At 55.7% G+C, this 20,938-nt stretch carries 18 protein-coding genes, 1 tRNA gene and 1 riboswitch; of the genes, 8 read left to right on the forward strand and 11 right to left on the reverse strand.

The features are described 5' to 3' along the window. Nucleotides 1-520 precede the first annotated feature (520 nt). Together ACTVJH_RS02665 and ACTVJH_RS02670 are read left to right on the forward strand one after the other, a co-directional pair. A complete protein-coding gene (locus ACTVJH_RS02665; RefSeq protein ID WP_455987200.1) occupies nucleotides 521-1,576 on the forward strand; it encodes a tRNA(5-methylaminomethyl-2-thiouridylate) methyltransferase in 1,056 nt (351 codons plus the stop codon). Further along, nucleotides 1,561-2,499 (forward strand): calcium/sodium antiporter, encoded by a 939-nt coding sequence (locus ACTVJH_RS02670; RefSeq protein WP_455987202.1) that lies wholly within the window; start codon nucleotides 1,561-1,563, stop codon nucleotides 2,497-2,499. Before ACTVJH_RS02665 ends, ACTVJH_RS02670 begins: the two co-directional genes overlap by 16 nt. A gap of 430 nt (nucleotides 2,500-2,929) precedes the next feature. Here the strand turns inward: ACTVJH_RS02670 and ACTVJH_RS02675 are convergent, their stop codons facing one another. Both ACTVJH_RS02675 and ACTVJH_RS02680 read right to left on the reverse strand, forming a co-directional pair. Beyond that, a complete protein-coding gene (locus tag ACTVJH_RS02675) occupies nucleotides 2,930-3,958 on the reverse strand; it encodes a hypothetical protein (protein WP_455987204.1) in 1,029 nt (342 codons plus the stop codon). 61 nt (nucleotides 3,959-4,019) lie between these two features. Further along, nucleotides 4,020-4,403 carry a type IV pilin protein gene (locus ACTVJH_RS02680; protein WP_455987206.1) on the reverse strand — a complete coding sequence of 128 codons (384 nt, stop codon included), beginning with the start codon at nucleotides 4,401-4,403 and terminating at the stop codon, nucleotides 4,020-4,022. 225 nt (nucleotides 4,404-4,628) lie between these two features. Continuing rightward, a riboswitch (cyclic di-GMP riboswitch) is annotated at nucleotides 4,629-4,709 on the reverse strand. A 371-nt stretch (nucleotides 4,710-5,080) separates the two neighbouring features. Here ACTVJH_RS02680 and ACTVJH_RS02685 point away from each other — a divergent pair. The 3 genes from ACTVJH_RS02685 to rnr all read left to right on the forward strand — a co-directional run bounded on the left by ACTVJH_RS02685 (nucleotide 5,081) and on the right by rnr (nucleotide 9,238). Continuing rightward, nucleotides 5,081-5,791: a Bax inhibitor-1/YccA family protein gene (locus ACTVJH_RS02685; protein WP_455987207.1), complete on the forward strand. Its 711-nt coding sequence runs from the start codon at nucleotides 5,081-5,083 to the stop codon at nucleotides 5,789-5,791. Nucleotides 5,792-5,877: 86 nt separating this feature from the next. Next, on the forward strand, nucleotides 5,878-6,933 hold the full coding sequence (gene lpxK / locus ACTVJH_RS02690; RefSeq protein ID WP_455987209.1) for a tetraacyldisaccharide 4'-kinase: 1,056 nt from the start codon (nucleotides 5,878-5,880) through the stop codon (nucleotides 6,931-6,933). A gap of 154 nt (nucleotides 6,934-7,087) precedes the next feature. After that, on the forward strand, nucleotides 7,088-9,238 hold the full coding sequence (gene rnr, locus ACTVJH_RS02695) for a ribonuclease R (protein ID WP_455987211.1): 2,151 nt from the start codon (nucleotides 7,088-7,090) through the stop codon (nucleotides 9,236-9,238). A gap of 183 nt (nucleotides 9,239-9,421) precedes the next feature. Here rnr and mnmE read toward each other — a convergent pair whose 3' ends face one another. The 7 genes from mnmE to ACTVJH_RS02730 form a co-directional block, all read right to left on the reverse strand. Further along, nucleotides 9,422-10,795 (reverse strand): tRNA uridine-5-carboxymethylaminomethyl(34) synthesis GTPase MnmE, encoded by a 1,374-nt coding sequence (mnmE, locus tag ACTVJH_RS02700; RefSeq protein ID WP_455987213.1) that lies wholly within the window; start codon nucleotides 10,793-10,795, stop codon nucleotides 9,422-9,424. Between the two features lie 168 nt (nucleotides 10,796-10,963). Beyond that, nucleotides 10,964-12,073, reverse strand: coding sequence for a Jag family protein (locus ACTVJH_RS02705; RefSeq protein WP_455987215.1), 1,110 nt, complete (start codon nucleotides 12,071-12,073; stop codon nucleotides 10,964-10,966). A gap of 228 nt (nucleotides 12,074-12,301) precedes the next feature. Continuing rightward, on the reverse strand, nucleotides 12,302-13,918 hold the full coding sequence (gene yidC, locus ACTVJH_RS02710; RefSeq protein WP_455987217.1) for a membrane protein insertase YidC: 1,617 nt from the start codon (nucleotides 13,916-13,918) through the stop codon (nucleotides 12,302-12,304). After that, the gene (gene yidD, locus ACTVJH_RS02715; protein ID WP_455987219.1) at nucleotides 13,911-14,174 is read right to left on the reverse strand and encodes a membrane protein insertion efficiency factor YidD; all 264 of its coding nucleotides are present in this window, start codon (nucleotides 14,172-14,174) and stop codon (nucleotides 13,911-13,913) included. The genes yidC and yidD overlap by 8 nt, the downstream gene beginning before the upstream one ends. A 13-nt stretch (nucleotides 14,175-14,187) precedes the next feature. Next, nucleotides 14,188-14,574: a ribonuclease P protein component gene (rnpA, locus tag ACTVJH_RS02720; RefSeq protein ID WP_455987418.1), complete on the reverse strand. Its 387-nt coding sequence runs from the start codon at nucleotides 14,572-14,574 to the stop codon at nucleotides 14,188-14,190. Next, on the reverse strand, nucleotides 14,562-14,696 hold the full coding sequence (rpmH, locus tag ACTVJH_RS02725) for a 50S ribosomal protein L34 (RefSeq protein ID WP_455987221.1): 135 nt from the start codon (nucleotides 14,694-14,696) through the stop codon (nucleotides 14,562-14,564). The genes rnpA and rpmH overlap by 13 nt, the downstream gene beginning before the upstream one ends. Before the next feature lie 85 nt (nucleotides 14,697-14,781). Next, a complete protein-coding gene (locus ACTVJH_RS02730; protein ID WP_455987223.1) occupies nucleotides 14,782-15,081 on the reverse strand; it encodes a hypothetical protein in 300 nt (99 codons plus the stop codon). Nucleotides 15,082-15,326: 245 nt separating this feature from the next. Between ACTVJH_RS02730 and ACTVJH_RS02735 the strand changes: the two genes are divergently transcribed. Continuing rightward, nucleotides 15,327-15,403 (forward strand) — tRNA-Met (locus tag ACTVJH_RS02735). Between the two features lie 101 nt (nucleotides 15,404-15,504). Here the strand turns inward: ACTVJH_RS02735 and ACTVJH_RS02740 are convergent. Both ACTVJH_RS02740 and ACTVJH_RS02745 read right to left on the reverse strand, forming a co-directional pair. Next, nucleotides 15,505-15,810 carry a hypothetical protein gene (locus ACTVJH_RS02740; protein ID WP_455987225.1) on the reverse strand — a complete coding sequence of 102 codons (306 nt, stop codon included), beginning with the start codon at nucleotides 15,808-15,810 and terminating at the stop codon, nucleotides 15,505-15,507. 60 nt (nucleotides 15,811-15,870) lie between these two features. Beyond that, entirely contained in the window at nucleotides 15,871-16,506 is a 636-nt protein-coding gene (locus tag ACTVJH_RS02745; protein ID WP_455987227.1) for a CerR family C-terminal domain-containing protein, read from the reverse strand. 129 nt (nucleotides 16,507-16,635) lie between these two features. Here ACTVJH_RS02745 and ACTVJH_RS02750 point away from each other — a divergent pair, with 129 nt between their 5' ends. Then, nucleotides 16,636-17,793: an efflux RND transporter periplasmic adaptor subunit gene (locus ACTVJH_RS02750; RefSeq protein ID WP_455987229.1), complete on the forward strand. Its 1,158-nt coding sequence runs from the start codon at nucleotides 16,636-16,638 to the stop codon at nucleotides 17,791-17,793. Continuing rightward, on the forward strand, nucleotides 17,790-20,933 hold the full coding sequence (locus tag ACTVJH_RS02755; RefSeq protein WP_455987231.1) for an efflux RND transporter permease subunit: 3,144 nt from the start codon (nucleotides 17,790-17,792) through the stop codon (nucleotides 20,931-20,933). The genes ACTVJH_RS02750 and ACTVJH_RS02755 overlap by 4 nt, the downstream gene beginning before the upstream one ends. Nucleotides 20,934-20,938 lie beyond the last annotated feature (5 nt).

The raw sequence follows: 20,938 nt of genomic DNA on the forward strand, positions 1-20,938 counted from the left end.
GGGTTTGAAGACATCAGGTAGAGAAAAAAAATAAAGAGCGCGGAAGACAGGATCTTCCAGCCCCCAACAAGGCACACCTGTCTCATGCAGGTACCTGCCATATGATGGCCGGCTTGCCCCGAGAACATGTCATGCACGAATATCTATACGTGCAGGCCTGAAATCGCTTGATACATCAGCCCGCAACTCTTTAGTACCTTACTCAGAAGGTTCTGTTATAAAAAACAAGAAAATTCTCTAAATGCTTGAACTTAAAACTTAAAACCTAAAACCTAAAACTGCGGCTTGTCCGCATGAGCCTGTACCATTTTTGAATAGAAACGTGTTTTGTTAGCAAATTCATTTATCCAGGGCAAGCCACATCGCGGACGAGATTTATAACCAACTAATAAAAAAGGTTTTTTAATGATAGATACCCACAACCTCCTTTTGTGACCCCAAAAAACTTGAAAACCGTGGCGCCCTTTTTCTTTGAAAATCCAGGATTGCCTATCCCCCAAGACTCGGCTAGGTGCGGCCCATGCAAACCCGAACACCCTACCAGGCATTGTCCCTGTTTTCAGGCGGATTGGACAGCATCCTGGCCACCAAACTCATCCAAAACCAGAATATTTCCGTCCTGGGTATTCATTTTGTCTCTCCGTTCTTTGGAGAACCGGACGCGGTCGAGCATTGGGAAAAAATCTACGGGATTCCCATCGAAATCCATGATATCGGCAAGGAATTCGTGAGCATGCTCCTTGCCGGTCCTCGGCAGGGATTCGGCAAGGTTCTCAACCCGTGTATCGATTGCAAGATCCTCATGTTTGCCACCGCCAAAAAACTCCTGGATCATTACGGGGCCCGGTTCATCATTTCCGGTACGGTGATCGGCCAGCGCCCCATGTCCCAGCGCAGGGATGCCATCAATATTGTCGACCGGGATGCCCATGTCAGGGATCTGGTTCTTTCCCCGTTGAGTGCCCTGCGCCTCAAGCCGACACCCGTGGAGGAACAGGGATTGGTGGATCGTTCCAAACTTCTGGGACTCTGGGGGAGGGGACGCAAGGCCCAGCTCAAAATGGCCAGGGAGATGGGAATCACCGAAATCCCGACCCCGGCCGGAGGATGCAGGCTGGCCGATGCAGAAGCCGCCGTGAGGTACGTCCCCCTGCTCATGCATCATGCAGAACCCACAGCCGATGATTTTAATCTGGCCAATGTGGGGCGGCAATACTGGAAACGAAGAAGCTGGCTGACTATTGGACGGGATCAGCATGACAACGCGCGGCTGGAAGAGCTGTTCAGGCCAAGTGATCTCTACTTCCATCTGGTCGACTTTCCCGGACCCACAGGAATCGGACGCCCTCTGCCCGATATCCCATGGGACGAGGAACGTATCCAGGAAGCAGCTGCCCTAGTGGCCTCCTTTTCACCCAAGGCAAAACGATCCCTGCGAAGTGTGGATGTCATGGTCCGACATCACGATGCAACACAGATCGTCACGGTCATGCCCGACCGGGGTGATAAACAGGGATGGCTTCCCCCTACCTGGACCCAGGCCGAGGCCTTGAAAAAATCATGGGAACGGAAATAATCGTCAACATCGCCATGCTCGCTGTCAGTGCCCTCCTTCTCTGGAAAGGGGCCAATTGGATTGTTGACAGCGCAGCGGCCATTGCCCGCAAATTCAACCTGTCCGAATTGGTCATCGGCCTGACCGTGGTGGCCTTTGGCACCTCCGCGCCCGAATTTCTGGTCTCGGCCACGGCTGCCTTCAAGGGGCTGGGAGATATCTCGCTTTCCAATATCGTTGGCTCAAACATCTTCAACCTTGGGCTCATCCTCGGGCTCATGGCCCTGATCAAGCCCATCAGAACCCATGCGACCCTGGTCTACCGGGACGGGTTGTTTTTGTGGGGAATGACCATCCTGGTGACCATCTTTTCCCTGAACCTGTACATGGGCAGGATCGAGGGAATCGTTCTGTTGAGCCTGCTCATAGGCTACATCGGATTTCTGATCCTCAGGGGCACCAAGGAACTCGAAGGGCTCGACCTTCCCTCCCAGCGACCCGCAAACTGGAAGGATTACCCGCTGCTGGCACTCGGCTTTGCCTGCATATCCCTTGGCGGACATTTCATGGTTGAATCGGCCACATTTCTGGCGGATTTCATGGGGGTGAGCAAATGGGTCATCGGCGTGACCGTTGTCGCGGCCGGAACCTCGCTCCCGGAACTGATCACCTGCCTGGCCGCCTCCCTTCGGGGAAAAAACGACATGCTCCTGGGCAATCTCCTGGGCAGTGACTTCTTCAATTTCGCCGGGGTCCTGGGCATGACCTGCATTCTCCGCCCTTTGGATGTCTCTCCCACCGCCCTTCCCAGCCTGTACGCATTGGTGACCATGGTCCTCCTGGTCCTGGTCTTCATGCGCTCAGGATGGAAAATCAGCAGGGTGGAAGGGGGACTCCTCATCCTGATCAATCTGGGCCGCTGGACCTGGGATTTCATGGGCTGACCAAACAGATTATTTTTCATCCCTCCCGCCATCCACAACAAAAAAGGCCGCCTCACTGGCGGCCTTTTCATATCATATCAAGTTTTGAAAAAAAGTTACTATTCCCCATGATAATTCGGCATAAAGATGTGTCTTTTTCCGGGAACGCCGAGCGTCTGCTCGGCACTACGTCTGCGAACCAGCAGGAAACAGGGACAGATGGCACGCCGGAAGTAGTATAACGATACTCCATCTTCATTGCCTGAAAGGCCGAGCAGACGCTCGGCGTTCCCGGGTGGGCAAAACATAATCGGAAACCAGTGGCTGAATAGTTACGAAAAAATTATCATTTCATAAAAGTTTTTCCTGCGCCCTGCGCACTGTGCCCTGCGCACTTTTGACGCTTCGACCTCAAAATTTCCGGACACTACGTCTGTCTATTCACCAACCATCATGATCCTTCCAGCACCTCGGCGGGCAGCGGATCATCTTCCTCATGGGGTGCACCAAAATTAATCAGGTGTTTGATGACCCCCTGTTGCCTGAGGTATCCGACAATCCTGGATGCCCCGGAAAGAATGACCCGAACCCCGGGCCGCTCGTCCACAATGAGCATGGGAACGCCTCTGAATCCGCTTCGGGAGAAATAGGTCTGGGCCTGCTCCACGTCCTCGCGCAGGGAATCCGGGATGGGGATTTCCGGGACCGTTTCCTCGCTCTCCCAATGGAGAATCTGCAAAAAGGGATTTTCAGCGGTCATGTTGGCGGACAGAATCTGGGACAAGCGCATCAGATCCTCGTCCCGGCTGTCCATGATGTGGAAAAACCAGTCGGCCTGATCCGTCTTGTTCACCGCCAGATTGGCGATAACCGTGCTGCAATGCCCGCAGTGCAGACTGAAGAAAAAATGATAACGGGGAATGAGCCTCTCGCTGACCCCTGTTCTGGATTCCGGCCAGGACAAAAACGAGGTCTCGGAAAGGGCTGGAAGTTCGGTGGAAAATTTGAGGATGGAATTAGCTGCAAAACCCCCGGTCCACACGGAAAGCCCCAGAAGCAGCACAAGCCATGATCTGCGCACCCAGGCGAACAGACCAACCAGAACAAACAGGGCCGCGCCCACGCCGATGCACAGCTGGCAATGCTCCTGCAATCCCACGAACTGGAATCCGAGCAGCCCGCCGTCAAAGGCGAGGGCCCCCATGATCACCAGGGTGATCAGCCCCCAGAGCCATTTTTTGTCGTATCGCCCGGCAAAAAAGACCAGCAGCCAGAGCACCCAGAAAAATATCGCCCCGGCCTTGACCAGCATGAGCTCGCCAAAACGGACATATTCCCCCACGACCTGACAGGAACTGGTCGTGCACAGGCTGGTATGGCGGGTGGCTTGGAGATAGACGTCAATAGAAAGGGTGAGGGCGGAGAGGACAATAAGTGTAGCAAAAATAAAATTGCGACTCAAAATCAATTTGAAAATCATTGTATTATCAACGACAATGCGGCCTCTACAAAGGAAAGGCCGCATTGTCGTTTATTGTGATTTATGGAGTTGTTGCATTACATTCAATCTTGTTATTGTCATTAATAGTACAGTTGACATCATAACCATCGATAGATTTATCGAGCGTTTCTCCTGTAGAGGGATCAACAAGACCTGTATCTCCGTCAAGAGTTAGCTCAACGGTTTGAGAAGTACCATCAGCACTTTCACCTAATGTGCAACTCCAAGTATTCGTTCCATTGGTAGCAAACTGTGCCGCCAACTCCGTCACACAGGTTGTCAGATTGGCCTCGACCTTGGCCTCGACAGCATTCCTTTTATACTTCGTAAACTGCGGGATAGCCACAGCTGCTAAAATACCAATAATAGCCACGACGATCAAAAGTTCGACCAGGGTAAAACCTTTTTCATTCTTCCGTAACATACTCATGCCTCCTCAATGTTGAGAGAAATGATATACTGATAGTACCGTTTGCTAGCCGTTTTCAAAGGGCATGACAACCCTTTTCTGCCTTTACCTGCGCAGCTAGACCATAGGCGTTTCCTCCTTCCCTCCCGGGATCCTGATCGCCTTACCCGTGTGGAGAATGGCCAACCAAAAAAACCGGCTTACCTCATTGTTCAGGTAACCCGGCACGATTTTCCCCTACTAGGCAACCCGGCTGTCTTGACCGTTGCAAGACCCGTGGCTTTCCGTCCCTGCCTCACGACAGGTTTGGCTTTGGCTGTTATGGCTGCCGAAATTATCCGGCGGCCGAGACATGGTTTGTGTTGGCTGCTTACGCGTTCTTAAAAAAACATATTCCTTTTTGTGTCAATATTCAATCATGATCTACCTTATATTTCTCCTGCCGCCACGATTCGCCTCGTTGTTTTTCCGCAAGCATTCAAACCGATTGTCCCCAGCAAAAAAAAATTCACCGCTTGCCCCTCTCATGCCTTCTGCGCACTGGAAATTTCCCTGCACTATACGTTTCCCCTTATACCGCGCATCTTCCTTCACTGCGCACGTCCCCTTGACTTGTCACTCTCCGCACCTATAGATTACGGGTTACCCAAACATCGCATAAACATTTTTTTCCATTTTTCGGAGGCACCACCATGGCAGATTTTCGTACCGCAACCACCCAAACCGCTCCCCGCGCCGAGGCTTTGAACGCGTTCATGCGCGGCGTGTACCAGTGGATGGCCGGAGGCCTGGGACTCACGGCCATTACCGCCTATCTGGTCGCATCCAGCCCCGTCCTGGTCCAAACGATCTTTGGCAACCAGATTCTTTTCTGGGGACTGATCATCGCTGAATTCGGCCTGGTCATGTGGATCAGCGCAGGCATCGGCAAACTCTCGGCCTCCATGGCCAGCGGACTCTTTCTTTTGTACAGCGGACTGAACGGGGTCACCCTGTCTGCGATTCTTCTTGCCTACACAGGCAGTTCCGTAGTCGGCACCTTTGTCATCTGCGCCGGCATGTTCGGGGCCATGAGTATCTACGGCATGGTCACCAAAAAGGATCTGACCTCTTTGGGAAGCTTCATGTTCATGGGCCTGATCGGCATCATCCTGGCTTCCGTTGTGAATATCTTCCTCAGAAGCCCGGGCCTGGAATTCGCCATCAGCGGCATCGGCGTCCTCGTGTTTGTCGGCCTGACCGCCTATGACACCCAGAAGCTCAAGGAAATGGGCCAGACCGCTCCCATGGAGGACGGAACCGCCGTGCGCAGAGGCACCATTCTTGGCGCCCTGACCCTGTATCTGGATTTCATCAACCTCTTTCTCATGCTCCTGCGCTTTTTTGGTCAGGGCAGGGAGTAGTTTTCCCTTTTGTACGCTGATTTCCCCAGGGGCAGGCTCTTTCAGGGTCTGCCCCTTTTTGCTTCCGCCACACATGAGGAATCACTTTGAATCCCAACAACCGGCAATCGCTTCTAGCCCCCCTGCTCATACCTCCGGGCCATGCCTATGCGGGTCTCATGCGTCTTCGTGCCCGGGCTTTTGAACATGCCCTTTTCCCTGCATGGCGACCACAGGCTCCCTGCATCTCTGTGGGCAACATCTCCTGGGGCGGAACAGGCAAGACCCCCATGGTCTCCTGGCTCCTCGACTGGACGCGCACGTCTGGTTTGCATCCGGTCGTTCTCACCAGAGGGTACCGTGGACACCCGCCTGATCTTCCCTTCCATGTCCTGCCTGACAGCCCGGCTGATCAATCTGGCGATGAACCCCTCATGCTCGCCCGCGCTCATGACCATGCACAAGTGATCGTGGATCCCAAACGTGTTCGCAGCGGCCCCTGGGCCGAACAAAAATTTTCTCCCGACCTGTTCATCCTGGATGACGGCTTCCAGCATCTGGCCGCTAGGCGGGATATCGATCTGGTTCTTTTGTCGGAACACGATCTCTGCACGGGATGGAACAAGGTCCTTCCCCAGGGGATCTGGCGCGAAGGAAAACAGGCACTTGCTCGAGCCGACGCCTTTGTGGTCAATGTCACGGGATCCTCCCTGGACCGACTCTTCCCGGCCGCCCTGAACCGGCTGCAACCCTTCGACCGTCCCGTCTTCTTTGCCCGTCTCGTTCCCTGCGGCCTTGTTCAGGTCCGAACGCGTGCGACCTTCAACCATCTCGACAAGGCTCCCTATCTGCTGTTCACCGGCATCGCCAACCCCGAGCGGGTCCAGAACACAATCACAACATTGCTGGGATATCCCCCGGTGGATGTCTGTTTCTTTCCGGATCACCACGCCTATTCCCACCAGGACCGGTCGCGCATCAAGGAACGCGCCTCTGCCGCCGGCGCCGCACATCTTGTCTGCACATCCAAGGACGCCATCAAACTCGATGATTGGGAGTATCCGTTGCTTTTCGAGATACAGACCCGGCTTTCATTTTTTGCCCGGGCCAAGACATCCCTGTGGTTTGCCGACTGGCTTGCACAAAAAATCAGGACCCTGTAGTCAGATACACATTCAGACCGTGTTCGCGCGGTCGATTCGCGTCCATTTCCAAGGCATTTTGCATGGTTTTTTCCGCCCCCGCGTTGGTGCGCGATAAAACAATCATTCCGTCTACACGACGTTATGCCATCATTCCCACAATCCAGGAGGCCCCATGGCCCGACGCAAAAAAAAAGCCGATCAGTCCCAACTCACCATTTCCCCCAAGACGATTCTTGATTTTTTCCATCAGGCCAACCGGCCCGTGGGGGTCAAGGATGTTCTGACAGCGCTCTCGCCCGACAAAAACGACAAAAAAAAAGTCAAATCCATTTTAAACTCCCTGGTGGAACAGGGTAAACTGCTGCGCACAGGACGGCAACTCGCCCTGGTGGGCAAACTCCCCCTGGTCAAGGGTGTCCTGGAGGTGCAGCGTTCGGGCGTGGGATTTGTCATCCCCGAAGACAAGCGGCGCAAGGACATTTTTGTCCCCCCAAGCCGTTTCGGCGAGGCCTGGCCCAACGATACCGTACTCGTGGCCGTCCTTCCCGGACAACGCGGCAGGAACCAGGAAGGTCGGATCGTCCGGGTTCTCAAACGGGCCCTGTCCGTGCTTCCCTGTCTGGTCGTCAAGCGGGTGGGCAAGGCCTCCTTTGTCTGCCGGGCGGCTGATCCCAAGATCCCTATTCTTTTCACGGCCGATTGCAGCTCCCTGACTCCACAGCCCAGGATCGATGATATCATCCTGGTCGCACCCGATGAGCGCATCGACCGGTCCATGTGGATGGGCACGGCCACAGCCATTCTGGGAGAGGAAAACTCCCTGGCGGTTCAGGAACAACTGGTCAAGATCGGCCACGCCATTCCCGGACCCTTTCCCCGCTCGGTATCCAACCAGGCTGAAGAGCTTCCGTCCGCCCCTTCGCCCGTTGATTTCAAAAATCGCAAGGACCTTCGCCAGGTTCCCCTGGTGACCATTGACGGGGCCAGTGCCAGGGATTTTGATGACGCCATTCACGTGACACGAACCGACAACGGCTTTCGGCTCCATGTGGCCATTGCCGATGTCTCCCACTACGTCCTTCCCGGGTCCCCCCTGGATAGAGAGGCCCTGGAACGGGGCAATTCCTACTACTTTCCCCTTTCCGTGGAACCCATGCTCCCAAGGGCCCTGTCCAATGGATTGTGCAGCCTGAATCCTGACGAGCCCCGACTGGCCATGGTTGCTGAAATCGAGTTTTCGTCTCATGGAATCCCAAAAAAAAGCTCCTTTTATTCCGCAGTCATTAAAAGCCATGCCCGATTAACCTATGCCCAGGTCAACGAGGCCCTCTTCCTGAAAGAACCTGAAACGCGAAAAAAGCTGGAAGATGTCCTGCCCATGCTGGGTACCGCCGAGACTCTGGCCCGCAAGCTGCTGGCCAATCGAAAACAGCGCGGGTCCATCGACTTTGATCTGCCGGAACCCGAAATCATCCAGGACCCTGACGAACTGGCCATCCAGGTCCTGCCCAAGAAACGCCATTTCGGCCATCAGATGATCGAGGAATTCATGCTCGCGGCCAACGAGGCCGTGGCTGAATATCTGACCGAGCAGGGGGTTCCTTTTCTCTACCGGGTTCATCCGCAGCCGGATCAGGACAAGCTGGAAGCGCTCATGAAACTTCTGGCCCGAACCGATCTGGGAGAAAAACTTCCCAAGGGACGCTCTCCCAAGGAACTTCAGGAACTGCTATCTGTTGCCGAGCAATCGGACATGGAGTTTCTGGTCAATCGCCTGTTGCTCCGGTCGATGATGAAGGCCGGATACAGCCCGAACAACCAGGGCCATTTCGGGCTGGCATCCGAATGCTATTGCCATTTCACCTCCCCGATCCGGCGATATGCGGACATCAATGTGCACCGGGCCCTCAAGGCCAGTCTCGGTGCGGACAAATCCAGGCTGCCCGGGAAAAAATCTCTGATCAAAACAGGGGAGGACATCAATGCGCTCGAACGCAAGGCCATGCAGGCCGAACGGGAAATCCTGAAACGGGCCACGATTCTACACCTACGTGAACGCATAGGCGAGGTCTTTGAGGGGGTGATTTCAGGGCTGGCCGATTTCGGTTTCTGGGTGGAACTCGAGGGCATCCTGGCCGAAGGGCTGGTCCGCCTCTCCACCCTGGGTGACGACTATTACGCCTTTTTGAATCGCGAACAGATCATCCTCGGGCAACGAACCGGCACAACCTACAAACTGGGCCAAAAAATCAAGGTTCGGATGGAAAATGCCAGCCTGGGAAGGTTGGAGATCGATCTGGGGGTTGTTGGGGAGAAAGAATAAAAAAAGAATGTGCAGGGCTATAAAGTGCGCAGGGCGCAGGAGGCAGTGCGCAGAGAAAGGCAAAAGACCGGAGGCGGGAGACAGGGAGACGGGAGACGGGAGACGGGAGACGGGAAAAAACGAAAAACTCGTAGGGGCACGGCGCGCCGTGCCCTGTTTTCCCGAACCCGAGACACCCCCCCATCACTTCCCAATACAAAAATCGTCGAAAATGGCGTTTAAAACCTCGTCCGGCGTGATCTCACCGGTCAATTCCATAAACGCGGTGCAGGCCGCATCCAGATGCACGGACAAGAGATCATAGGGAATCCCCGCTTCCAGATCGGTGATCAGGTCTTCCAATGCCGTGCCGCCCTTTTCAAGGCCTTTTTTCTGGCGCAGATTGGGGACCAGTCCGCCGGGGTCGGCTTCTGCCTGGTCTTTGGTGATGCGCCGGACAATGGTCTTTTCCAGCTCATCCAGCCGGGTCCCCTGTTTGGCCGAAATCATGAGCACCGCATACCCGGCCGCTTCCCAATCCTTTTTCCAGTCAGGATCTTCACCGCAAAGGTCCATTTTGTTGCCGACAACAACGAGCTTTTCCTTTTCCAGATTCCCGGCGAGCAGCACATCATCGGGATCCGATCCCGTGTCCCCGTCGATGAGCAGGAGCACCAGGTCCGCCTCCCTGAGCAATGATCGGGTCCGCTGGACACCGGCCTGCTCCACCTGATCCCCGCTCTCGCGCAGTCCTGCCGTATCCACAAGACGGACGCTCATTCCACCAAGGACAATGGTCTCTTCCAGATAATCCCGGGTCGTACCCGGAACATTGGTCACAATGGCTCGGTCCCGGCCGAGCAACCCATTCATCAGACTCGACTTGCCCGCGTTGACCCGTCCGGCCAGAACGACCAAAGCCCCCTCCCGCCAGCATCGGTTTCGTCCATAGGCGGCCACCAGCTCCCTGGTTTCCCGAAGCACTTCACGGACCCGTTTGGTAAAATCCTCTGGTTCCAGACACTCCACCTCGTCTTCGGGAAAATCCACGGCCACGCAGAGTTCCTTCTTCAGCTCCTCGAGCTGTGTGCGCAAGGCCCGCAGCCTGTCCCCTAAAAGACCACCCAGCTTGGATGCGGCCATGGCCAGTCCCTGAACGGAACGGCCTTCGATCATCTCGGCCACGGCCTCGGCCTGGGTCAGGTCGAGACGACCGTTCAAAAAGGCCCGCTTGGTAAATTCACCGGGGCCAGCCGGCTGCACCCCGAGATCGAGAACCCGCTCGAGCACGGCCTGAACGACCAGCGGACCACCGTGACAATTGATCTCCACGACATCCTCACCCGTATACGATCCCGAACCCGGCATGTAGCTGATCAAAATCTCGTCCAGAACGACCCCCCGGCCATCCAGCACCTGACCATGATGGAGGGTATAGGGCTTGAAACCGGTGAATCCCGGACGCACAGATCGGAAGATGCTTTTTCCGATAGTTTTACTCTCAGGCCCACTGATCCGAATGATCCCGACTCCACCGGATCCCAGGGGGGTGGCAATGGCGGCAATAGTTGTCTGCATGTCTTCTGTCCTTGCTGTCCGTGACTCTGGCAGTACCTGTTTATTCATGAGAAAAGACTCCACGTCCACCATCATTCTTGCAACAGCCCGGCGCACTAACCAACAAAGGCAGAGCCGAGGGCCCTGCCTTGTTGGTTGCGTTCCTGGTCCATAACAACAGATCAGCGATCATGAAACCTGTTCATCGGTTTCCCGTTCCGCCATTGCACCCTGATCCACAGGTTCGGATCCGTTTCCGTTAGGCCCACCGGCCTGGTTCGTATTCTTCTTGCGCCGGGCCATGATCAAGACCCGTTTCATGGGTCCGTCTCCCTTGCTACGGGTCATGATCTCCCGGTCTTCCTGCAGGGCCATGTGTACGACACGACGGTGATAGGAACTCAAGGGCCGGGTACTCTGGGTCCTGCGGCTGGACCTGGCCTTTTCGGCCAGAAACTGGGCGGTCTTTCGCAATTGCTCGTCCTGCTTTTCCCGGTAATCTCCTGCATCGAGCTGAATCCGCGCTATGCCTGGAAATTTTCGGGAAACAATCCGGTTGAGCAGATATTGCATGGAGGAGATGGTCTGACCGTCACGTCCGATGATCAATCCGGAGTTGTCCTCATCCTCGATGACCACCTCGATGGGCGTCGTGTCCATATCAATACGGATCTCGTTCCCCTCGGAAATATTGGTCAGCAGAATCCTGGTGCTTTCAAGGACGAACTCCCGGGCGGCCTGGACATCGATTTCCGGCTTGGGGGCAGGCTGAGAGGGGACAGCCTCATCCTTGTTCCTGGCTCCAGCCACGGCTTCCCTGGGCGCAGGCGGGGTCTGTCGATTGCGATTCTGTTTCTGGGGGGCTTCCTTTTTGGGAGCAGATTTGTTCTGTCCGCCGTGGCCCTGGGGTCGCGCATCCCTTTTGGATCCATTGCCTTCGGATCCGGAGCTGCTTCGGTCCTTGGAAGATGCAGCATCCTTATTTTCGTTCCTGTTTTTTTTGTTCGGGACCTTGGGCCTGCCTGGCGTGGCAGGTTTTTTGTCTGCAACCTTCTTGTCTTTGGCTGGAGCATCTTTTGGGGACTCCTCGCGAACAGGAGCGGTGGAATCACCCCCTGCGCTCTGGCGCGTCCGAGCCTTGATTTTGGCCTTTTTTACTCCAACCAGGCCGAAAATTCCCGACGATCCGCCACTGACAATTTCGACCTCTAGATTCTCACGCGTGCACTTGAAGTGACGGCACGCTTCGGCAATGGCGTCGTCCACCTGCTTGCCCTGAAAACTCTTGTACTCGCTCATACAGATACTCCTTGATAGCGCCTCCGCAGCAACCGGCTTGCTTCCTTATCGTCATCGTAATCAGTGTGCCCTGCAAAGATGATCACATTCATGTCGGGCATCGGTCATGCTGATACGGTTTGACGGCCCGCAGACACGCTTCTGTCTGCAGGCCGTCCGCCGGTGTACAATCAATACGAAACGTTGCGAATGAGGCGGGTTGGCAAATACAAACCTGACCAGATACAATTACATCTTACGGGAAATCATCCACTGCTGGGCAATGGAAAGAATGTTGTTGACCATCCAGTAGAGGACCAGACCGGAAGGGAAACTCAAGAAGATAAAGGTGAAAATGATGGGCATGAACAACATGATCTTGGCCTGGGTCGGATCACCTGCCGTGGGGGTCATCTTCTGCTGCAGGAACATGGTCGCTCCCATGATGATCGGCGTGATATAAAAAGGATCCTTGGCCGAAAGATCAGCCAGCCAGACAATGTCGGTAAACGGAAGATGGGGAATGAACGCGGCATGACGGAGTTCGATAGCCCCGAGCAGTGCCTGGTACAAGGCAAAAAAGACGGGGATCTGCAGCAGCATGGGCAGACATCCACCGGCAGGATTGACCTTGTGCGACTTGTAGAGCTGCATGACCTCTTTGTTCATCTGATCCCGGTCATCTTTATACTTCTCGCGGACCTGAGCCATGAGCGGCTGGATTTTCTTCATCTTTTCCATGGACTTGTAGCTCTTCTGCGACAAGGGCCAAAAAAGGATCTTGATGATGATCGTCAGGATGATGATGGCAATCCCGTAGTTGCCCACATAGGCATGCAAAAAATTCAACCCGACAATAAGCGGCTTGGCAATGACATCGAACCATCCGTAATGAATGGACCGCTTCAGGTCGTTGGGAGAATGGGCCATGGCCGAATTCTTCTTCGGACCGAGATAATAGGTACAGGAGAGACTCTGACTCTGACCGGGTTCGATGATCAGATTCTGCCCCACCAGGAGACGATAGACATCGTTGTCGAGTTTGGCCTTGATGCCCATGTCGCCGTTCATGGGTGCCAGGGCAAGGATGAAATAGTTGTTCTCGATACCCGCCCATTGCAGGGCATTACCCGGGGGAAGGGTCAGGCCCGTTTCCAGGTCGTCCTGATCGTTTTCCTCTTCAAGGCCCTGGGCCGAGAGAAAGGCGACCAGATTCTGATTGTATCGGTCATCCTTGCTGGAAAGCCCGGTACTGGCCAGGGAAAAATCCAGCTCCCCGGTAACCTGGGCCTGGGTCGTGTTGACCACCTCGATGGTCTCCTCGATCTCATAGCGATCCGCATCAAAGGAAAGGGTACGGACGAAGGTGACCGATCCCAGCTGACCGGTAAATGTCAGGGTTCCCTGCTCCTGGCCGGTCAGATTCAGATCCGTACCGCGAAATCCCCAGGTCCCGTCACTCCATGCAGGGGTGCGATTCCAGCTGATTCCAAGGGGAGCCCTGTTCAGGGATTCCGGGGTGACCAGATCGATGTTCAGGGCGTCCTGATCAATGGTTTCCCGGTACTCTTTGAGGACAAAATGCTCCAGCACCCCGCCATCCGTATTCAAAACGGCCTTGTACAACGGCGTCTCCACGACCACGCTTTTGCCTTCCGTGGGAGTGAAGGTACGGATCGCCTGGCTGGCAGCAGGAGACTTTTGCTCCGGTTCCGGCGGCATGGCTTCAGTAGGCTGGACGGCTTGGGACTGGGTCGACTCGGTGGGCTGAACCGGGGGCTGCGAGGCCGGCGGAAATAGCCAGTTCCAGATCAGCAAGACTCCGAGGGACAGGGCTACGGCAAGTACAACACGACGATTATCCATGGGATGTTTTCTCTTTGATTCGGCTGATGGTTGGATGGGGTTCTGGCGAAGGCACGGGATCGATCCCGCCGTGACACCCGGGATGACAACGGACGATTCTCTTCATGGCCATCCAGACTCCCTTGCACGATCCGTGAACCAGAACAGCTTCTCTGGCGTATTCAGAACAAGTGGGAATAAAACGGCAACACGGAGGATACAATGGGGAGATCAGGATTTGATAGACAGAGATGACTTTGGCGAGAAGATATCGCATGGGAACCGAAGGATCACAGGCCGTCCGGTGCGGATGGAAAAACACGGCCAGATAGTTGAGAAGATATCAATGTTCCCAGTTCCTTTTCAACCTGTCCGTAGACAAGTGCAAAGGCTCGAACATTCCGTTTGGGAATTACCACATAGTCGATCCCGGAGGGGATACGATCCTGATGGAGACGAAAAAACTCCCGTACAACCCGCTTGATGCGGTTACGCTGGACACTGTTGCCCACTTTTTTGCTCACGGCAAGGCCCAGTCTCCAGGGACCATTGTCCTCCCGGTGGTGGACAAAGAGGATGAAATGAGACGTAAAATACCGACGGCCCCGAGAGTAACACGCCTCAAACTGGGACCGCCGGATAAGATGATACGTTTTGGGAAAAGCTAGACGGCTAATCTCTTCCGCCCCTTGGCCCGTCTTCTTTTAAGGATGGCCCGACCGCTCTTGGTCGCGGAGCGAACCAAAAAGCCATGGGTTCTTTTTCGCCTGGTATTGCTTGGTTGATAGGTGCGTTTCATATTCTTGTCTCCTCGAAAATAAAAAAGTAACTTATTTTTTTATCCATGATTTGCATTGACGTCAAGCTGACAGAGGGTACGGGCGCTACACGAAAAACTCGTCACGATCACGGGATGACTTTATTTCGCTCCTGGTCATTCTGTAAAGCAGAACACCCCCCGTGAGCATGGCGAGAACCTCTCCGGCCAGCAAGACCACATCCTGACGCATAAACGCCAGGATGCCGATAATGCATGTTCCCAAAAATCCGGCCGCGCACGCAAATACGGCAGCTCGTCGATGCGCCTGAATCCCGGCATGCGTGTCAAAAAACAAAAAACCCAAAAATATCAATTGCAAACCCAGCCCAAGGGCCAGAAGTGCGACAGTGACATGTGAACTCATAAACCTGCCATTGTTTATGGAAGCTGTGTCCAGCTGCAAGGGCGGAAGATTGATCACAGATCGAAACAAAAGACAAGCCCAAAATGACCCCTTTTTTGCACATTTTTGTTTGCGGGCCCGGCTTGCTCAGACAGTCAAATCGCCCCGAGCGGGATAGGCCGGCCATGATAACCCATCCGCCCTGCTTTATCGGAAAAAGGTGTTGACATTCGAGATAGCCATGTCTAAATAAGCTGTTCACGCGTTGCGGGGTGGAGCAGTATGGTAGCTCGTCGGGCTCATAACCCGAAGGTCATCGGTTCAAATCCGGTCCCCGCTACCAAGACATTCAAGGCCTGGAAGCTCATTGCTCCCAGGCCTTTTTCAATGCGTTGAGTTCGATGTTCGCCCAGCAGGGATGGCAACAATACACCATCATGCGTATCAGAGCGTCTTGCGCCGGGCCGTGTCTTTCCCGGACCAATTCTCTTCTACATAGATACGGATTTGAGTACTCCTGGGGAATTCCCGCTTGACCAGTTTCTTCATCACTCTTTTGAATTCAGCCACCGGTACGATATATTCCCCGGAATCAAACCCCTTCTCGATAATCTGAAGCTCGTCCTCGGCAGACTTGATCACCAGAATCTTCCGATTGCGCTTATAGGACCTGACATCCAGACACGTTCCCACGGCGATCTTCTTGATCTTTTTTTCCAGGGTATCTATGAGGGTTGTCTTGTTCACCATAATATTTTGCACATGCATCGGGCGACACATAGCTTTTCAGAGCCCCGCCTCGCGCCTGTCTCATCCTGCACAGAACGATCTGATCCCCGGCAGACAGAAACGGATGTATCTATCAGCCATACGCTCCAACTCTTCATCCGTGAGTTCCAGCCCCTCGAAAAAATGCTGGTCATGCCTCCTGTTGGGAAGCAGAACGCCCCGGCACATGTCGACAACCATCTTCTCGCAGAACTCGACATCCTTGTGACCCGCTTGTGGCCCCATGATCTCTTTGATCGCCGCTTGGAGTTTGCGCTGAAGAGGCTCCCGCATCTCGCGCCAGAGATCGTCCACCAGCCCGGTGGGGCTGATGAATTCGCGATGATTGAGCATGTGCAGCTTCTCCAATTCATCCTCGTTGCTCAGGATCTTCAAAAGGAAAAAAATATATCCTCGAAGCCGCTCTTCGGCCGGCAGATCCGAAGCGGGCTGGTGGGACGCATAGAACGGCTGACAGAGGTGGTGGATATATCGCCACGTCTCGGTATACAGATTGGCCTTGCCCCCGAAATGATAGTTGATGGCCGCGATGTTGCATTTGGCCTTCTTGGAAATTTCCTCCACCGTGGTCTTGTGAAATCCCTGGGTGGCAAAGAGATCGGCAGCGACCTCCAGGATGCGCTCTTTGGTCTTCTGCCCTTTTTTACACGCTGACATGGCTTGACAACCCCTGTTTCAAACGTCTATTTGAAATGCCTTTTTAAATCTTTTTCCGGTCCTTGTCAAAAAGCATCTCATATTTCCGGCGTAAAGCCGCAATATCATCATGTGAAGGAGTCTTCAGCAATGTCGTATACACACCAGTCGCCAAGCGCCCGGACCCTGTGGGCGCTCTTTTTCATGCTCCTTGTCTGTGCATCCACGGCCCAGGGAGCACCAGCTGATGCCGCCAGGCCCATGGTCGCCGTGGTGGTCGAAAACGTTCAGGCCAAAAACGTTACCCCTCCCCTGGAGTACGTCGGCCGGGTCGAGGCCATCCAGGCCGTGGACCTGACCGCCCGCGTCCAGGGATATCTCGACCACGTAGGCTTCAATGAGGGCGACATGGTCACCCGGGGCAAACAGCTGTATCTTATCGAACAGGCTCCCTATACGGCCCAGGTCGAAGCCTGCAAGGCCCTGGTGGCCAAGGCCGAAGCAACCCTGAACCATGCCCGCAAATATCTCGACCGGCTCCAGTCCACCTCCGAGGCCAGCGTGGCTCAAACCGACATGGATGCCGCCGAGGCCGGCGTTCTCGAGGCCGAGGCCTCCCTCAAACAGGCCGAGGCCAATCTACGAATCGCCCAGATCGACGTGGACTATACAACCATTGAAGCCCCCATTACCGGCCGCATCGGCAAAAACAACTTCACCAGGGGCAATCTGGTCGGCCCGGCATCGGGATCCCTGGCCCGCATTGTCCAGACCGATCCCATCAGGGTGGTCTATTCCGTGAGCGAGAACGACTTCGTCACCGTGAAGCTCGCCCTGATGGACAAAAAGCGCAGGGACCAGACCCAATCCGCCCTGATCCCCAGTCTGCGTCTGCCCAATGGAGCAACATATTCCCACACCGGCACCCTGGACTTCGTGGATAACGAGGTCGATCCCACAACCGGGACCATTGCCATCCGGGCCGAATTTCCCAACCCCGACGAACTCCTGCTCCCCGGCACCTATGTCACCGTGATGAACTCCCCCAAAAAGGCAAACATGCAGCCCGTGGTTCCCCAGGCCGCCGTCCAGGAGGACAAGAAGGGCCGGTTCGTCTACACGGTTGACGCAAACAACCAGGTTCAGCGTAATGACATCGTCACCGGACCATTTGTAGGCACCTATTGGGCAGTGACCTCCGGGATCCAGGCCGGCGAACGGGTCGTTGTCCAGGGTGTCCAGAAGATCGGCCCCGGCCAGGAGGTCAAGGTCGTCACCGCCGACACGATCGGGAGGCCTGCTGAATGATTTCCCGCCTTTTTATCGAACGCCCCCGTCTGGCCATGGTCATCTCCATCGTCATCACCCTGGCGGGTGCTCTGGCCTTGCTGAACATCCCTGTGGCCCAGTTCCCGCAGATCACCCCGCCCGAGATCCATGTATCGGCCACCTATCCCGGAGCCAGTGCCGAGGTCGTGGCCGACACCATCGCCGCCCCCATCGAGGAGGAAATCAACGGCGTGGAAGACATGATCTACATGTCCTCCAGATGCACGAACAACGGCGGGTATGACCTGACCGTGACCTTTTCCGTGGGCACGAATTCGGACATGGCCCAGGTCAATGTCCAGAACCGTATCCAGCAGGCTCAGTCCAAGCTCCCCCCGGAAGTCACGAGCCAGGGTATTTCCGTTGCGACCCGGTCCTCTGACATGCTCGGCGTGGTCAACTTCATCTCCCCGAACAAGACCCGGGACAAGCTCTTCATGAGCAACTACGTGAGCAACTACGTCAAGAACGCCCTCGCCCGCGTCGACGGGGTCAGTGACGTGACCATCTTTGGTGAGATGGAATACAGCATGCGCGTCTGGATGGATCCCGAACGGCTGACCGCCCTGAAAATGACCGCCGACGATGTCATCGCGGCCATCAGGAACCAGAACGTCCAGGCGGCGACCGGCTCCATCGGGAGTTCACCGAGTTCATCCTCCCAGCAGGTCAGCTTCCTGGTCCGGGCCAAGGGGCGGTTGAAGACCGTGGAGGAATTCGAGAATATCGTGGTCCGATCCAATGCCCGGGGAGGCATCGTTCGCGTCAGGGACATCGGCCGGGTGGAGCTGGGGGCCAAGGATTACAACACCTCGAGTACCATGAACGGTTCTCCGGCCATCGGCATGGGCGTCTACCGCTCCTCCGGGGCCAATTCCCTGGACACCATCGAGGCGGTACGCGATGAATTGGACAGACTTTCCGAGCGGTTTCCCGACGATTTCGAGTACGATCTGACCTACGACAGCACGAAATACGTTCAAAGCGCCATCGACGAGATCATCTTCACCCTGCTGATCACCTTCATCCTGGTCGTCTTCGTCACCTACCTCTTTCTCCAGGACTGGCGGGCCACCCTGGTGCCCACATTGACCATTCCGGTCTCCCTGGTGGGAACCTTTGGCGTGCTCCTGGCCCTGGGATACAGCGTGAACACGATCACCCTGTTCGCCCTGATCCTGGCCATCGGGCTGGTGGTGGATGACGCCATCGTGGTCGTGGAAAACGTCCAGCGAATCATGCAGGACGACGGCCTCGGGAGCAAAGCCGCGGCCATCAAGGCCATGGAGCAGGTCACCGGGCCCATCGTCGCCATGACCCTGGTTCTTTTGGCCGTGTTCGTGCCGGTCGGCTTCCTTCCCGGCATCACCGGTCAATTGTATCGTCAATTTGCTGTCACCATTTCCACGGCGGTTCTGCTCTCCGGGATCAACGCCCTGACACTGAGTCCGGCCCTGTGCTCCCGTCTTCTCCGGCCGGTGCGGACCGTCAAGCATGGTCCCCTGGCCTGGTTTTCCAACGTCCTGAATGTCTCCCGAAATGGATATGTGGCTGTGGCCGGCTGGCTGGTTCGCCGTTCTTTTGTGACCATTCTTCTTTTCGGGGCCATCTTTGCGGGTTCGTATTTCGCGTTCACCCATATTCCCACAAGCTTCATCCCCGAAGAGGACCAGGGGGTCATCATCCTGGACATCCAGCTTCCCGAAGCCGCATCCCTGGAACGAACCAAAAACGTGGCCGACCGGGTTGCGGAAAAGATCGATGCCCTCCCGGGGGTGGACAGCTCCCTGACGGTCGCGGGATACAGCCTGATAAGCGGCCCCAATGAAAACTCCGCCTTTGCCTTTGCCATCCTCAAGCCGTGGGAAGAGCGGACCTCGCCTGAAACCCAGCTCGACGCCCTTATGGGCAGATTGCAGGGAGAAGTGGCAGCCATTCCCTCCGCAGCCATCTTCGCCTTTGTCCCTCCAGCCATTCACGGCCTGGGCATCTCCGGCGGATTCGACTTCCGGCTTCAGGCCCTGGGCGATCAGAATGCCCAGGATCTGGCCTCGGTGACCCGCGCCCTGGTGGGAGCGGCCAATCAGGATCCCGTCCTCCAGCGGGTCTTTTCCACCTATACGGCCAATCTGCCCCAGCTCTATCTCGATCTCGACCGGACCAAGGCAGAGATGATGGACGTTCCCGTAAGCGCCGTCTTCTCCACCCTCCAGTCCCAGCTCGGGTCGAGCTATGTGAACGACTTCAACCTCGGGAGCAAGACCTACCAGGTCAAGGTCCAGGCCGATACGGAATTCCGTGACGACATTTCCGACATCAGCAAGCTGCATGTCCGCTCGTCCACGGGAAAGATGATCCCTCTGTCCAGTCTGGCCACCATCTCCACCGTCCTCGGCCCGCAGCAGGTGGATCGGTACAACATGTTCGCCTCCACCAAACTCACCGGCTCCGCAGCCATGGGCTTCAGTTCCGGCCAGGCCATGGACGCCATGACCAGGGTGGCCGAAAAGGTCATGCCCGCAGGCTACAGTTTCGACTGGTCCGGACTGAGCTTTCAGGAACAGCAGACCAGCGGCGAGGCACCCATTCTCATCGCCCTGGCCCTGCTTTTTGCCTACCTCTTCCTGGTTGCCCAGTACGAAAGCTGGACCATTCCCCTGCCGGTCATGATCTCCGTATCCGTGGCCGGACTCGGGGCAGTGCTTGGTCTCATACTTTCCGGAGAGACCCTGTCCATCTATGCCCAGATCGGACTGGTCCTTCTGGTCGGTCTGGCAAGCAAAAACGCCATTTTGATCGTGGAATTCGCCAAAGAGGAGCGGGCCAAGGGCCTATCCGTCCTTCAGGCGGCCGTGACCGGGGCACGTATACGTTTCCGGGCCGTGCTCATGACGGCCTTCTCCTTCATTCTGGGGGTGTTTCCCCTGGTCGTGGCCACGGGTGCGGGCGCCAGAAGCAGACAGTCCATCGGTATAACCGTGTTTTGGGGGATGATGGCCGCAACCCTGGTGGGCATTTTCCTCATCCCTTCTCTCTACGCCATGTTCCAGAGCTCACGGGAACGCCTGTCTGACTGGCGCAAGGGAATCAAACGCAACCTGCAACCCGAAAATGAATAAGCCGG

The sequence above is a fragment of the Desulfoplanes sp. PS50 genome (genome assembly GCF_053851535.1).

What these genes read in the sequence shown, in the direction of transcription:
- ACTVJH_RS02665 (WP_455987200.1), top strand. Translation starts at nt 521, where the DNA reads ATGCAAACCCGAACACCCTACCAGGCATTGTCCCTGTTTTCAGGCGGA.
- ACTVJH_RS02670 (WP_455987202.1), top strand. Translation starts at nt 1,561, where the DNA reads ATGGGAACGGAAATAATCGTCAACATCGCCATGCTCGCTGTCAGTGCC.
- ACTVJH_RS02675 (WP_455987204.1), bottom strand. Translation starts at nt 3,958, where the DNA reads ATGATTTTCAAATTGATTTTGAGTCGCAATTTTATTTTTGCTACACTT.
- ACTVJH_RS02680 (WP_455987206.1), bottom strand. Translation starts at nt 4,403, where the DNA reads ATGTTACGGAAGAATGAAAAAGGTTTTACCCTGGTCGAACTTTTGATC.
- ACTVJH_RS02685 (WP_455987207.1), top strand. Translation starts at nt 5,081, where the DNA reads ATGGCAGATTTTCGTACCGCAACCACCCAAACCGCTCCCCGCGCCGAG.
- rnr (WP_455987211.1), top strand. Translation starts at nt 7,088, where the DNA reads ATGGCCCGACGCAAAAAAAAAGCCGATCAGTCCCAACTCACCATTTCC.
- mnmE (WP_455987213.1), bottom strand. Translation starts at nt 10,795, where the DNA reads ATGCAGACAACTATTGCCGCCATTGCCACCCCCCTGGGATCCGGTGGA.
- ACTVJH_RS02705 (WP_455987215.1), bottom strand. Translation starts at nt 12,073, where the DNA reads ATGAGCGAGTACAAGAGTTTTCAGGGCAAGCAGGTGGACGACGCCATT.
- yidC (WP_455987217.1), bottom strand. Translation starts at nt 13,918, where the DNA reads ATGGATAATCGTCGTGTTGTACTTGCCGTAGCCCTGTCCCTCGGAGTC.
- yidD (WP_455987219.1), bottom strand. Translation starts at nt 14,174, where the DNA reads ATGCGATATCTTCTCGCCAAAGTCATCTCTGTCTATCAAATCCTGATC.
- rpmH (WP_455987221.1), bottom strand. Translation starts at nt 14,696, where the DNA reads ATGAAACGCACCTATCAACCAAGCAATACCAGGCGAAAAAGAACCCAT.
- ACTVJH_RS02730 (WP_455987223.1), bottom strand. Translation starts at nt 15,081, where the DNA reads ATGAGTTCACATGTCACTGTCGCACTTCTGGCCCTTGGGCTGGGTTTG.
- ACTVJH_RS02740 (WP_455987225.1), bottom strand. Translation starts at nt 15,810, where the DNA reads ATGGTGAACAAGACAACCCTCATAGATACCCTGGAAAAAAAGATCAAG.
- ACTVJH_RS02745 (WP_455987227.1), bottom strand. Translation starts at nt 16,506, where the DNA reads ATGTCAGCGTGTAAAAAAGGGCAGAAGACCAAAGAGCGCATCCTGGAG.
- ACTVJH_RS02750 (WP_455987229.1), top strand. Translation starts at nt 16,636, where the DNA reads ATGTCGTATACACACCAGTCGCCAAGCGCCCGGACCCTGTGGGCGCTC.
- ACTVJH_RS02755 (WP_455987231.1), top strand. Translation starts at nt 17,790, where the DNA reads ATGATTTCCCGCCTTTTTATCGAACGCCCCCGTCTGGCCATGGTCATC.